13 protein-coding genes are annotated in these 12,773 nt (G+C 73.9%); 1 reads left to right on the plus strand and 12 read right to left on the minus strand.

Annotated elements, in window-relative coordinates; all coding sequences use genetic code 11:
* Positions 1-266 precede the first annotated feature (266 nt).
* A complete protein-coding gene (locus J0910_RS22535) occupies positions 267-1,499 on the plus strand; it encodes a DUF349 domain-containing protein (protein ID WP_420160530.1) in 1,233 nt (410 codons plus the stop codon).
* 363 nt (positions 1,500-1,862) lie between these two features.
* Here J0910_RS22535 and J0910_RS22540 read toward each other — a convergent pair whose 3' ends face one another.
* From J0910_RS22540 to J0910_RS22595, 12 genes are all read right to left on the minus strand, one after another.
* A complete protein-coding gene (locus J0910_RS22540) occupies positions 1,863-2,192 on the minus strand; it encodes a cupin domain-containing protein (protein WP_420160531.1) in 330 nt (109 codons plus the stop codon).
* Positions 2,193-2,325: 133 nt separating this feature from the next.
* The gene (locus J0910_RS22545) at positions 2,326-4,734 is read right to left on the minus strand and encodes a RelA/SpoT family protein (RefSeq protein ID WP_420160532.1); all 2,409 of its coding nucleotides are present in this window, start codon (positions 4,732-4,734) and stop codon (positions 2,326-2,328) included.
* A gap of 199 nt (positions 4,735-4,933) precedes the next feature.
* On the minus strand, positions 4,934-5,470 hold the full coding sequence (locus J0910_RS22550) for an adenine phosphoribosyltransferase (RefSeq protein ID WP_420160533.1): 537 nt from the start codon (positions 5,468-5,470) through the stop codon (positions 4,934-4,936).
* 85 nt (positions 5,471-5,555) lie between these two features.
* Complete coding sequence (gene yajC / locus J0910_RS22555) at positions 5,556-5,951, minus strand: preprotein translocase subunit YajC (RefSeq protein ID WP_420160534.1); 396 nt, start codon at positions 5,949-5,951, stop codon at positions 5,556-5,558.
* A gap of 165 nt (positions 5,952-6,116) precedes the next feature.
* The gene (gene ruvB, locus J0910_RS22560; protein ID WP_420160535.1) at positions 6,117-7,136 is read right to left on the minus strand and encodes a Holliday junction branch migration DNA helicase RuvB; all 1,020 of its coding nucleotides are present in this window, start codon (positions 7,134-7,136) and stop codon (positions 6,117-6,119) included.
* Between the two features lie 28 nt (positions 7,137-7,164).
* The gene (gene ruvA / locus J0910_RS22565; RefSeq protein WP_420160536.1) at positions 7,165-7,773 is read right to left on the minus strand and encodes a Holliday junction branch migration protein RuvA; all 609 of its coding nucleotides are present in this window, start codon (positions 7,771-7,773) and stop codon (positions 7,165-7,167) included.
* On the minus strand, positions 7,770-8,336 hold the full coding sequence (gene ruvC, locus J0910_RS22570) for a crossover junction endodeoxyribonuclease RuvC (protein ID WP_420160537.1): 567 nt from the start codon (positions 8,334-8,336) through the stop codon (positions 7,770-7,772). The genes ruvA and ruvC overlap by 4 nt, the downstream gene beginning before the upstream one ends.
* A gap of 101 nt (positions 8,337-8,437) precedes the next feature.
* On the minus strand, positions 8,438-9,187 hold the full coding sequence (locus J0910_RS22575) for a YebC/PmpR family DNA-binding transcriptional regulator (RefSeq protein WP_420160538.1): 750 nt from the start codon (positions 9,185-9,187) through the stop codon (positions 8,438-8,440).
* Positions 9,184-9,795 carry a pyridoxal 5'-phosphate synthase glutaminase subunit PdxT gene (pdxT, locus tag J0910_RS22580; protein ID WP_420160539.1) on the minus strand — a complete coding sequence of 204 codons (612 nt, stop codon included), beginning with the start codon at positions 9,793-9,795 and terminating at the stop codon, positions 9,184-9,186. The genes J0910_RS22575 and pdxT overlap by 4 nt, the downstream gene beginning before the upstream one ends.
* An 88-nt stretch (positions 9,796-9,883) precedes the next feature.
* Positions 9,884-10,810 carry a pyridoxal 5'-phosphate synthase lyase subunit PdxS gene (pdxS, locus tag J0910_RS22585; RefSeq protein ID WP_017595157.1) on the minus strand — a complete coding sequence of 309 codons (927 nt, stop codon included), beginning with the start codon at positions 10,808-10,810 and terminating at the stop codon, positions 9,884-9,886.
* Positions 10,811-11,021: 211 nt separating this feature from the next.
* Positions 11,022-11,579 (minus strand): LemA family protein, encoded by a 558-nt coding sequence (locus tag J0910_RS22590; RefSeq protein ID WP_420160540.1) that lies wholly within the window; start codon positions 11,577-11,579, stop codon positions 11,022-11,024.
* A 3-nt stretch (positions 11,580-11,582) separates the two neighbouring features.
* Positions 11,583-12,728, minus strand: coding sequence for a glycosyltransferase family 4 protein (locus J0910_RS22595; RefSeq protein WP_420160541.1), 1,146 nt, complete (start codon positions 12,726-12,728; stop codon positions 11,583-11,585).
* Between the last annotated feature and the right edge of the window lie 45 nt (positions 12,729-12,773).

Here is a 12,773-nt window from a genome sequence, read left to right on the forward strand (position 1 = left end):
CGAGCGGCCGCTCCGAGCCTACCGACGCCGCCCGCCTGCGGCGAACCGTTTCCGGCGCCGCCCGGCGACCCGTTGATCACCATTAGGTCACCGGGGGCCGCACCGCCCTTTCACCATGGGCCCCGCGGTGCCATATTGGTCGGCGTCGGTATCCCGCCCACCGTACGGATATCGTGCATAGTCACGGCGGTGGCCGCGGACGCGACCGCCCGGACGACACCGGACCCGGCCGAACCCGGCCGGGCTCATCACAGCTGGAGGACACGGTGACCACCGACCCCTGGGGCCGCGTAGACGACGACGGCACGGTCTACGTGCGCACGAGCGAGGGCGAGCGTGTCGTGGGGTCTTGGCAGGCGGGCGCGCCGGAGGAGGCCCTGGCCTTCTTCCGCCGCAAGTACGACTCGCTGGTGACCGAGGTCGAACTGCTGGAGAAGCGGCTGCGCACCACCGACCTGTCCGCCGCCCAGGCGCTGGCCGGGGTGGACAAGCTGCGCGCCGCGGTTCGCGAGGCGCACGCCGTCGGCGACCTGGAATCGCTGCTGCGCCGGCTGGACGCGCTGGCCGAGCGGGCCGAGGAGCGCAAGGTCGAGCAGAAGCACGCCCAGGAGCAGGCCCGCACCCAGGCCCGCGAGGTCAAGGAGCGCATCGTCGCCGAGGCCGAGCGGGTGGCCGAGGAGACCACGCACTGGAAGTCCGGCGCCGAGCGGATGCGCGCGCTGATCGACGAGTGGAAGGCGGCGCCCCGCGCCGACCGGCCCACCGAGCAGGCGCTGTGGAAGCGGATGTCCGCCGCGCGCAACTCCTTCTCCAAGCGGCGCAAGGCCTACTTCGCCGGGCTGGACGCCCAGCGCGAGGAGGTCCGCGAGGCCAAGGAGCGGATCGTGGCGGAGGCCGAGGAGCTCACCGGCTCCACCGAGTGGGGCCCCACCTCGGGCCGCTACCGCGAGCTGATGCAGCGCTGGAAGGCCAGCGGCCGCGCCGACCGGGCCAGCGAGGACCGGCTGTGGGCCCGGTTCAAGGCCGCCCAGGACTCCTTCTTCCAGGCCCGCAACGCGGTGTTCGCCGAGCGCGACGCCGAGCTTCGGGTGAACGCCGAGGCCAAGGAGAAGATCCTGGCCGAGGCCGAGCAGGAGCTGCCGTCCATCTCCGACCCGCGCAGGGCCCGCGCCCGGCTCCGGGACTACCAGGAGGCCTGGGAGGAGGCCGGCCAGCTGCCCCGGGACTCCCGGGACCGCCTGGAGGGCGCCTTCCGCCGGATCGAGGAGGAGGTGCGCCGCGCCGAGGAGAAGGAGTGGCGGCGCACCAACCCGGAGGCCCGGGCGCGCGCCCAGGCCACCGTGGACCAGCTCCGCGGCTCCCTGGAGGACATGGAGAAGAAGCTGGACAAGGCGCGCGCCGCCGGCGACGACCGGAAGGTGCGCGACCTGGAGGACGGCATCGCCACCCGGCGCTCCTGGCTGCAGGAGGCCGAGAAGGCGCTGGAGGAGATGAGCTGACGGCGCCGCGCGCCGCAGCACCCGGGCCCTCGCCGCATGCGGCGGGGGCCCGCTCCGTTTCCCCGCTCCCGCACCCCGCGGCCCCTGGTGCGGAGGGGCGGGCAGGGGCCGGACCGGCGGGCACCGGCCGAATCCGAGCGGCCGCCCGCGGCCCGGTGCGCCGACCGCGGGCCGAGCGCCTTCCGGTCTGGCGAGGGCGCCTTGCACCCCGGCGGAACCGCCCGGCCGGTCCGCGGAGGCTCCGCCCCGTCCGGCCCGACCCCGCCGATCGGATGCGCCGAGGCGTCCGGGCCGGCGCGCCGCGGGCCTTCGGGCCGGGCCTGCGCGCCCGCTCGGCCCAGGGCGGGCGGGTCTCGGCGGCGGTCAGGTCTTGGCGACGCTGAGCAGGACCACCGAGTCCTCCAGGGCGCGCAGGCCGTGCTTCTCCTCGGGGACGATGAGCATGTCGCCGGTGCGGCCCTCCCAGGAGTCCGCCTCGGTGGTCAGCTCCACCCGGCCGCGGAGCACCGCGACCGTGGCGTCCCCCGGGTTGGGGTGGTCCCCCAGCGCGCTTCCGGCGGTGAGCGCGATCAGGGTCTGGCGCAGGGTGCGCTCGTGGCCGCCGTAGACCGTCTCGGCGCTGCGCCCCGACGCGGCACCCGCCGCCTGCTCCAGGTGCCGCCGGGCCAGCGCGTCCAGTGAGAACTTCCTCATGGCAGCAGTCTGCCGGTCCGCGGCCCGGGCGCCTAGCACCCCGGCCCGCGCGGTACCGCCGCACCGCCCGCGGCGGGGCGCCCGGAGGCCGGCGCTCCGGCCGCGGATCCCCCTGCCTGCGGGCCTCCGGCGGTCAGTTCTTCAGCCGGTAGACGTCGTAGACGCCGTCCACCCCGCGCACCGCCTTGAGCACGTGGCCCAGGTGGGTGGGGTCGGCCATCTCGAAGGTGAACCGGCTCAGCGCGACCCGGTCCCTGCTGGTCTGCACGGTCGCCGACAGGATGTTGACGTGCTGGTCGGAGAGGACCCGGGTGATGTCGGAGAGCAGCCGGGACCGGTCCAGCGCCTCCACCTGCAGGGCGACCAGGAACATGGAGGACTCCCCCGGGCGCCACTCCACGTCGACCATCCGCTCCGGGTCCAGGGCCCGGGTGTTGACGCAGTCCCTGCGGTGCACCGACACCCCGTTGCCGCGGGTGACGAAGCCGACGATCGGGTCGCCCGGCACCGGGGTGCAGCACCGGGAGAGCCGGACCCACACGTCCGGGTCGCCCTCGACGACCACACCGGACCCGCCGGCCGGGCGGCGCCGCGGCGGGGCCTGGGTGGGCAGCGCCGACTCGGCGATGTCCTCCTCGGCGCTCTCGATGCCGCCGAGCGACTCCACCAGCTTCTGCACCACGCTCTGCGCGCTGACGTGGTTCTCCCCCACCGCAGCGTAGAGCGCGTCCACGTCGGAGTAGCGCAGGTCGCGGGCGAGCGCGATCAGCGCTTCGCCGCTGAACAGCCGCTTGATCGGCAGCTCCTGCTTGCGCATCACCCGGGCGATGGCGTCCTTGCCCTGCTCGATCGCGGCCTCGCGGCGCTCCTTGGTGAACCACTGCCGGATCTTGTTCCGGGCCCGCGCGCTCTTGACGAAGTTGAGCCAGTCCCGGCTCGGCCCGGCGTCGGGCGCCTTGGAGGTGAGGATCTCCACCGTCTCGCCGTTGCTCAGCTCGCTCTCCAGCGAGACCAGCCGCCCGTTCACCCGGGCGCCGACGGTGTGGTGGCCGACCTCGGTGTGCACCGCGTAGGCGAAGTCGACCGGGGTGGCGCCCTGCGGCAGCGAGATGACGTCGCCCTGCGGGGTGAAGACGAAGACCTCCTGCACCGACAGGTCGAAGCGGAGCGACTCCAGGAACTCGCCGGGGTCCTTGGTCTCCTGCTGCCAGTCGATGAGCTGGCGCAGCCAGGCCATGTCGCCGGCGCCCTTGGCCTTGCCGCCCTCCTTGCCGGAGACCCGGTCCTCCTTGTACTTCCAGTGCGCGGCGATGCCGTACTCGGCGCGCCGGTGCATGGCGCGGGTGCGGATCTGCAGCTCCACCGGGTTGCCGGAGGGCCCGATGACCGTGGTGTGCAGCGACTGGTACATGTTGAACTTCGGCATCGCGATGTAGTCCTTGAACCGGCCGGGGACCGGGTTCCACCGCGCGTGGATCGTGCCGAGCGCCGCGTAGCAGTCGCGGACGCTGTCCACCAGCACCCGCACCGCGACGAGGTCGTAGATCTCGTCGAAGCCGCAGTTGCGGGCGATCATCTTCTGGTAGATCGAGTAGTAGTGCTTGGGCCGGCCGCGCACCGTGGCCTTGATCCTGGCCTCGCGCAGGTCGGCGGAGACCGCCTCGATGACGTCCTGCAGGTAGATGTCGCGGCGCGGGGCGCGCTCGGCGACCAGGCGGGCGATCTCGTCGAACCGCTTGGGGTAGATGGTCGCGAAGGCGAGGTCCTCCAGCTCCCACTTGATCGTGTTCATGCCCAGGCGGTGGGCGAGCGGGGCGAAGATCTCCAGCGTCTCGCGGGCCTTCTTCTCCCGCTTGGCCTGCGGCAGGTAGCGCAGCGTGCGCATGTTGTGCAGCCGGTCGCAGAGCTTGATCACCAGGACCTTGATGTCGCGGGACATCGCCACGACCATCTTGCGCACCGTCTCGGCCTGGGTGGCCTCGCCGTACTTGACCTTGTCCAGCTTGGTCACGCCGTCGACCAGCTCGGCGATCTCGTCGCCGAAGTCGCCGCGGAGCCGGTCCAGGGTGTAGGGGGTGTCCTCGACGGTGTCGTGCAGCAGCGCCGCCGCCAGGGTGGGCTCCTGCATGCCCAGCTCGGCGAGGATGGTGGCGACCGCGAGCGGGTGCGTGATGTAGGGGTCGCCGCTCTTGCGCTTCTGGTCCCGGTGGTAGTGGGCGGCGACCTCGTAGGCCCGCTCGATCAGCCGCACGTCGACCTTGGGATGCGTCGCCCGGACGGTTTTGATCAGTGGTTCGAGGACCGGGTTCATGGTCACCCCCCGCTGGGCGCCGAGGCGCGCGAGCCTGCGGCGCACACGCACACTGGAGGACGGGCCGGGGCGGGTCTCCGGAGCCGCTTTCGGCTGCTCCGCCCGCTCTTCTCCGGCCTTCTGGGACTCTGCGGGCGCCGCGCCGGGCGCGGCGCCCGCGGGACAGGGCTCGTGCTCGGGCGACCGGTCCAGGACCGCCTCGGTCGGTGTCACCTCGCCTTGCATGGGCATCCCTCCCGCGGCTGTCCCGGGGGCCGTCGGTGCGGGGGTCCGCCCGATCGTCCGGCGACCCGCCGGCCTGTTCGTGCACGAACGGCTCACCTGGTTCAACACGCCTGCACCGGTGGAGTATGCCCGCAAGTGTAATGCCCGGTTCATACGGTATCGCCGCATGTCAGGGCCTTCGGGCGGGCCGCGTGCGCGGCGCGGGTCAGGCGGCGGTGAGCGCGGAGACGTCCACGTCGGTCAGTTTCCCACGGCCGCTGAGGAACCCGAGCTCCAGCAGGACCGAGAATCCAACGACCGTACCACCGGCCTTGCGGACCAGGTCCACCGCGGCCCGTCCGGTGCCGCCGGTGGCCAGGACGTCGTCCACGATCAGCACGCGGTCCCCCGGCGCGATCGCGTCGACGTGCATCTCCACGGTCGCCGTTCCGTACTCCAGATCATAGGACTCGCGGTAGGTCTCGGCGGGCAGTTTCCCCGCTTTGCGCACCGGGACGAAGCCCGCGTCCAGCTCCAGCGCGACCGGTGCGGCGAGGATGAAGCCGCGGGCCTCCAGGCCGACCACCGCGTCGACGCCGCCCGCGCGGTGCGGGTCGGCGAGGGCCGCGACCACCGCGCGCAGCGAGGCCGGGTCGGCCAGCAGCGGGGTGATGTCCTTGAACAGCACCCCCTCGCTGGGGAAGTCGGGGATGTCGCGGATCCCGGCCTTGATCACCGCGTCGAGGTCTGCGTCGGCGGGCATGTCGGTGCGTTCTCTCCTGCTCGTGGGGCGGGGTGCCGGCGGCGCGCGGACGCGCCGCCGGCACCCCCGGTCGCCGCGGGCGCGGCTACTTCTTGTCGCCGGAACCGTCGGAGTCGGAGTCCGAGTCGGATCCGGGGAAGTCCGGGCGGTCCTCGACCGGGGTGTCGTCGCCGGCGCCCGGCTCGGGGACGACCTCGGCGATGCCGGCCTTGAGGATCCGGATCCGCGAGCCGGGGGAGATCTCCAGCTCGACCTCGTTGTCGCGGATCTCGACGACGGTGCCGTAGAAGCCGGCCTGGGTCAGCACCTCCTGGCCGGGGCTCAGCCGGCTCTGCATCTCCATGTGCTGCTTGCGCCGCCGCTGCTGCGGCCGGATGATGAGCAGCCAGAACACGATCACCAGCAGTGCGATCATCAGGATCGACTGCATGGCGCCGCCACCTGCCGCGGCGGACTGGGCGAGAATGATGTTGCCCTGCACGGGGGCGTCCTTCCTGGTGTATTTCGCGGCCGCCGCCGCGCCTTCGGCGGGCGGCGGCTCGGCGTCACGCCGAGTGGGAACGAACGGGTACGCCCCCGCGTTCCCCACCGGCCACCCTATCCCTCCCCGCACCTGGAGAGGCTCCACCGCCCCTCCGCCGGCGGTCTAGGGGGTGAGGCCCTGGGGCGGTTCGACCCCCATGTGCTCCCAGGCCTCGGGGGTGGCGACCCGGCCGCGCGGGGTGCGGGCGATCAGGCCGGCGCGGACCAGGAACGGCTCGGCGACCACCTCGACCGTCTCCGGCTCCTCCCCCACCGACACCGCGAGCGTGGACAGCCCCACCGGGCCGCCGCGGAACCGGCGCAGCAGCGCGTCCAGCACCGCCCGGTCCAGCCGGTCCAGGCCGCGCTCGTCGACCTCGTAGAGGGCCAGCGCGGCGCGGGCCACCCGGAGGTCGAGCCGGCCGTCGCCGCGCACCTCGGCGTAGTCGCGGACCCGGCGCAGCAGCCGGTTGGCGATCCGCGGCGTGCCCCGGGAGCGGCCCGCCACCTCGGCCGCCGCGTCCGCCTCCAGCTCGACGCCGAGCAGCCGCGCCGAGCGGGCCACGATGAGCTCCAGGTCGGCCGCGTCGTAGAAGTCCATGTGCGCGGTGAAGCCGAACCGGTCGCGCAGCGGGGCGGGCAGCAGCCCGGCCCGGGTGGTGGCGCCGACCAGGGTGAACGGGGCGATGTCCAGCGGGATCGCGGTGGCCCCGGGCCCCTTGCCGACCATCACGTCGACCCGGAAGTCCTCCATCGCGACGTAGAGCATCTCCTCGGCGGGGCGGGCCATCCGGTGGATCTCGTCCAGGAAGAGCACCTCGCCCTCCTGCAGGGTGGACAGCACCGCGGCCAGGTCGCCGGAGCGCTCGATGGCAGGCCCGGAGGTGATCCGCAGCGGCGCGCCCAGCTCGGCGGCGACGATCATGGCCAGCGTGGTCTTGCCCAGGCCGGGGCCGCCGGACATCAGGATGTGGTCCGGGGCCCTGCCGCGGTTGCGCGCGCCGCTGAGCACCAGGGAGAGCTGCTCGCGGACCCGGTCCTGGCCGACGAAGTCCTCCAGCAGGCGGGGGCGGAGCGCCCCCTCCAGGTCGCGCTCCTCCAGGTCGGCACCGGGGGAGACGATGCCGCGCTCGTGGTCGTCCATGAGGGGTCGGTGGCTCCTTCTCCGGGGTTCAGGCCCTGCTCAGCTTGCGCAGCGCGGCGCGCAGCAGCGCCGCGACGTCGGGGTCCTCGCCGGTCTGGGGGGCCACCGCGTCCGCGGCGGCCTCGGCGTCCCGGGCCGACCAGCCCAGGCCGGTCAGGCCGGCGACCACCTGCGGGCGCCAGTGCGCGGGCGCCCGCGGCGCGGCAGCGGCCGGGCCGTCCTCCATCGCGCCGGACGGGTCGCCGAGCTTGTCCCGCAGCTCCAGCACGATGCGCTGGGCGCCCTTGCGGCCGATGCCCGGGACGGCGGTGAGCGCGGCGGTGTCCTCGGCGGCCACGGCCTTGCGCAGCGCCTCGGGGGTGTGCACCGCCAGCATCGCCAGGGCCAGCCGGGGGCCGACGCCGGAGGCGGTCTGCAGCCGCTCGAAGACGTCCCGCTCGTCGGCGTCGGCGAAGCCGTAGAGGGTGAGCGAGTCCTCCCGGACCACCAGCGAGGTGGCGACGGTGGCGGTCTCCCCCACCCGGAGCCGGGCCAGGGTGGCCGGGGTGCACTGCACGGTCATGCCCACCCCGCCGACGTCGATGACGGCGGTACCGCCGCCGCGGCCGGCCACCCGGCCGGTCAGGAACGCGATCACGGGCGCGGACCCCTCCCCTGCCCGCGCGAGGCGCGGGCCAGCTCGACCTTGCGGGCGAATTCCCGGGTGGCGCGGGCGACCCGGTCCTGGGCCCCGCCGCGCCAGATGTGGCAGATGGCCAGTGCGACGGCGTCCGCGGCGTCGGCCGGCTTCGGCGGGCCCTCCAGGCGGAGGATGCGCGCCACCATGGCGCCCATCTGCGCCTTGTCGGCGCGGCCGCTGCCGGTGATGGCGGCCTTGGCCTCGCTGGGGGTGTGCAGCGCCACCGGCAGGCCGCGGCGCGCCGCGCACACCATGGCGATCCCGCTGGCCTGCGCGGTGCCCATCACGGTGCTCAGGTTGTGCTGGGCGAAGACCCGCTCCACCGCGACGGCGTCGGGCTCGTAGGCGTCCAGCCACTCCTCGATGCCGCGCTCGATGCCGAGCAGCCGCAGCGGGAGGTCGGTCCCGTGGTCGGTGCGGATCGCGTCGGCGCCGAGCAGTTCGAGCCGCCGCCCGACGGCCCCCTCGACGACTCCGACCCCGCACCGGGTCAGCCCGGGGTCGATCCCCAGCACCCGCACCTCGTGTCCCCCTCCTCGAACGCCCGTTCGCAGAGTACCGAGCCTATACGACGGCGGCCCCGCCACCGCGCCGGTGGCAGGGCCGTGCCGTACTGCGGACCTCAGCCGATCTTCTCCATCACCTCGTCGGGGATGTCGGCGTTGGTGTAGACGTTCTGCACGTCGTCGGAGTCCTCCAGCACGTCGACCACGCGCAGCACCTTCTTGGCGTCCTCCTCGCCCAGCGGGATCTCCATGCTGGGCAGGAAGGAGGTCTCGGCGGACTCGTAGTCGATGCCGGCCTCCTGCAGGGCGGTGCGGACCGCGACCAGGTCGGAGGCCTCGCTGACCACCTCCCAGGACTCGCCGAGGTCGTTGACGTCCTCCGCGCCGGCCTCCAGGGCGGCCAGGGTGACGTCGTCCTCGGTGGCGCTCTCCTTGGAGACCAGCACCACGCCCTTACGGTTGAACAGGTAGGACACCGAGCCGGCGTCGGCCATATTGCCGCCGTTGCGGGTGACCGCGACGCGCACCTCGGAGGCGGCGCGGTTGCGGTTGTCGGTCAGGCACTCCACCAGGAGCGCGACGCCGCCGGGGGCGTAGCCCTCGTACATGATGGTCTGCCAGTCGGCGCCGCCGGCCTCTTCACCGGAGCCGCGCTTGCGGGCGCGCTCGATGTTGTCCAGCGGGACCGAGTTCTTCCGGGCCTTCTGGATGGCGTCGTAGAGGGTCGGGTTGCCGTCCGGGTCGCCGCCTCCGGTGCGCGCGGCCACCTCGACGTTCTTGATCAGCTTGGCGAAGAGCTTGCCCCGCTTGGCGTCGATGGCGGCTTTCTTGTGCTTGGTGGTGGCCCACTTGGAGTGGCCGCTCATGCCGTTCCTTTCACGATGTCGACGAAGAGTCCGTGGATACGCGCGTCCCCGGTGAGTTCGGGATGGAATGAGGTGGCCAGCAGGCTCCCCTGTCGTACCGCGACGATCCTACCGGCAGCCCCGTCGTCTGCGGGGAGCCGTCCGAGCACGCCCACGCCGGGGCCCACCGACTCCACCCAGGGCGCCCGGATGAACACCGCGTCCACCGGGCCGCCGTCCACCCCGTCGATGCCGACCGACCCCTCGAAGGACTCGGTCTGCCGGCCGAAGGCGTTGCGCCGCACCGTCATGTCGATGCCGCCGACGGTGCACTGGTCGGCGGCGCCGTCCAGGATACGGTCGGCGAGCAGGATCATGCCCGCGCAGGTGCCGTAGACCGGGAGGCCGGCCCGGACGCGCTTGCGCAGCGGGTCCAGCAGGCCGTAGCGGACGGCCAGCTTGGACATGGTGGTCGACTCGCCGCCGGGCAGGACCAGCCCCTCGATCTGGTCGAGCTCGCCGGGGGCGGTGACGGGCACCGCGGTGGCGCCGATCCCGCGCAGGACGCGCAGGTGCTCCTCGGTGTCGCCCTGCAGGGCGAGCACTCCGATGACGGGTTGTGCGGACAAGCGTCGACCTCACTGCTATCGGCTGCTCACGGAATGGGCCGACCGCGGCCGGCGCCGGCCGCGGTCGGCGGGGGAACGGCGGGCGAGGCTACCAGCCGCGCCCGGCGTAGCGCTGGGACTCGTCCAGCTCGTCCAGGTTGATGCCGACCATCGCCTCGCCCAGGCCGCGGGAGACCTTGGCGATCACGCCCGGGTCCTGGTAGTGCAGGGTGGCCTGGACGATCGCGTCGGCGCGCTTGGCCGGGTCGCCGGACTTGAAGATGCCCGAGCCGACGAAGACGCTCTCCGCGCCGAGCTGGCGCATCAGGGCCGCGTCGGCCGGGGTGGCCACGCCGCCGGCGGAGAACAGCGGCACCGGGAGCTTGCCCAGCTCGGCGACCTCCTTGACGACCTCGTAGGGTGCGCGCATCTCCTTGGCGGCGCCGAACAGCTCGGCCTCGTCCAGGGTGCCCAGCCGCTTGATCTCGGAGCGGATCGAGCGCATGTGCCGGGTGGCCTCGACGACGTTGCCGGTGCCGGCCTCGCCCTTGGAGCGGATCATCGCCGCGCCCTCGGCGATGCGGCGCAGCGCCTCGCCGATGTTGGTGGCGCCGCAGACGAACGGGACGGTGAACGCCCACTTGTCGATGTGGTGGGCCTCGTCGGCCGGGGTGAGGACCTCCGACTCGTCGATGAAGTCGACCCCGAGCGACTGCAGGACCTGGGCCTCGACGAAGTGGCCGATCCGGGCCTTGGCCATGACGGGGATGGAGACGGCCTCGATGATGCCGTCGATCATGTCGGGGTCGGACATGCGCGCGACCCCGCCGTCCTTGCGGATGTCGGCGGGCACCCGCTCCAGGGCCATGACCGCGACGGCGCCGGCGTCCTCGGCGATCCTGGCCTGCTCCGGGGTGACCACGTCCATGATCACGCCGTTCTTGAGCTGCTCTGCCATCCCGCGCTTCACGCGGGTGGTGCCGACCGTCTTCTCGGCGGTGTTCTCAGCGGTGTTGGCCACGGTGGCGGACTCCATGTTCGAAAGCGCAGGCGGTGTCGGCGCCGTGCGCGGAGGATGCGTGTGCTGGCGGACGCTCGGCGGCGACGCGACGCGCCGTCCGCCTCGGTCCCGCTCACCATGCTAGTTCACGGCAAGAAGCACTCTTCAGGACATATCGGCATGATCTGCGGTCCTGTTATGCCACTCTGTCAGTCAGGTCACTCCTGACCCCGGCATCGGGGGCGGCTCAGCCCGGCGGGAGCGCCGGGGGCTCGTCGTCCATCTCGAAGAACTCCGGCAGCCCGGCCCGGCCGGCCAGGCGGAAGAGCCGGACCAGGCGTCCGGAGCGGGCCTGGCGGGTCTGGGCGACCGCGTCGTTGTAGAACCGGCGGGCCAGCAGCACCCGCTTGGCCGCCGCGTCCACCTCCCCTCGCACCCCCGGATCCAGGTCGGTCCGCTCCACCACGGCGCGCAGCGCCCGGGACAGGTCGCTCTCGGCCAGCTCCCGCTCGGCCCGGACCCGCCCGGACCCGCCTCCGGGCCCGGCCCCGCCGTCGGCCCAGGCCCGGTGCGCGGTGCCGGCCGCTTCGGCGAGCAGCACCGCGGACGCAGGCTCCAGGCCGCCGACCGCGGCCAGCTCGACCACCACGGCCGAGCGCCGGTTCAGCGCGGCCTGCAGCGCGGCGTGCGCGGTCTCCACCCGGGTGTGCAGCCGGTCCAGCCGGCTCGCCCGCCAGGAGACGTAGAAGGAGACCATGACCAGCACCGCCAGCAGCGTGCTGGCCGCGGAGACCCATTCCGCCATGGCCTAGCGCGCCCCCTCGCCGCCGACCGTGACCGGCCCGGAAGCGGTCCCCGGCGGCAGCACCGTCTCATAGACCCGGGCCACGTCCGCGGCGACGGTGGACCAGTCGTAGGCGCGCACCGCCCGGCCGGCCGCCGCGGACAGCTCGGAGCGGCGCGCCGGGTCGTCCAGCAGGGCCGCGGCCCGCTCGGCCAGCGCGTCGGCCCTGCCGACCGGGAACAGCTCGCCGGCCGCACCCTCGGCGAGCACGCTGCGGAACGCCGGGATGTCGCTGGCCAGCACGGGCGCGCCGGCCGACATCGCCTCGGTGAGCACGATGCCGAAGCTCTCCCCGCCGAGGTTGGGCGCGCAGAACACGTCCACCGACCGGTAGGCGCGCGCCTTGTCCTGCTCGGAGACCCGGCCCAGCGAGACCACCCGGGGGCGGAGCTCAGCGGGCAGCCGGGCGGCGGCCGCCTCGGCGTCGCCCGGCCCGGCGAGCAGCAGCCGCAGCCCGGGGCGGTCCGGGGCGAGCCTCGCGAACGCCTCCATCAGCACGCCCAGCCCCTTGCGCGGCTCGTCCAGGCGGCCCAGGAAGCCGATGGCGCCGCCCTCCCCCGGCCAGCCGGGCAGCGGCTCGGCGCCGGCGTAGCGGTGCACCGCCACCCCGTTGGGGATGAGCACCGCGTCGCCGCCGAGGTGCTCCACCAGGGTCCGGCGGGCCGCCTCGGAGACCGCGATCCGGCCGCTGATCTTCTCCAGCGCGGTGCGCAGCGCCGCCGCGGAGGCCGCCATCGCCCTGGACCGCGGGTTGGAGGTGTGGAAGGTCGCCACGATCGGCCCCTCCGCCACCCAGCAGGCCAGCAGGGAGAGGCTGGGCGCGGCCGGCTCGTGCACGTGCAGCACGTCGAAGGCGCCGTCGCGGACCCAGCGGCGGACCCGCGCGGCGGCGCGCACCCCGAAGGAGAGCCGGGCCACCGACCCGTTGTAGGGCACCGGGACCGCCCGGCCGGCGGGCACCAGGAAGTCCGGCAGCCCTTCCGCACCGGTGTCGCACGGCGCCAGGACCGAGACCCGGTGCCCCAGTCCGATGAGGGCCTCGGCCAGGTCGCCGACGTGCTGCTGGACGCCGCCGGGGACGTCCCAGGTGTAGGGGCAGACCAGGCCCACCCGTCGCCCACCACCACCCTCAAAGGAGGCCCTCCGGGCCACAGC

Origin of the sequence: Nocardiopsis oceanisediminis (assembly GCF_048595525.1) — a bacterium.
Taxonomy (GTDB): domain Bacteria; phylum Actinomycetota; class Actinomycetes; order Streptosporangiales; family Streptosporangiaceae; genus Nocardiopsis_A; species Nocardiopsis_A oceanisediminis.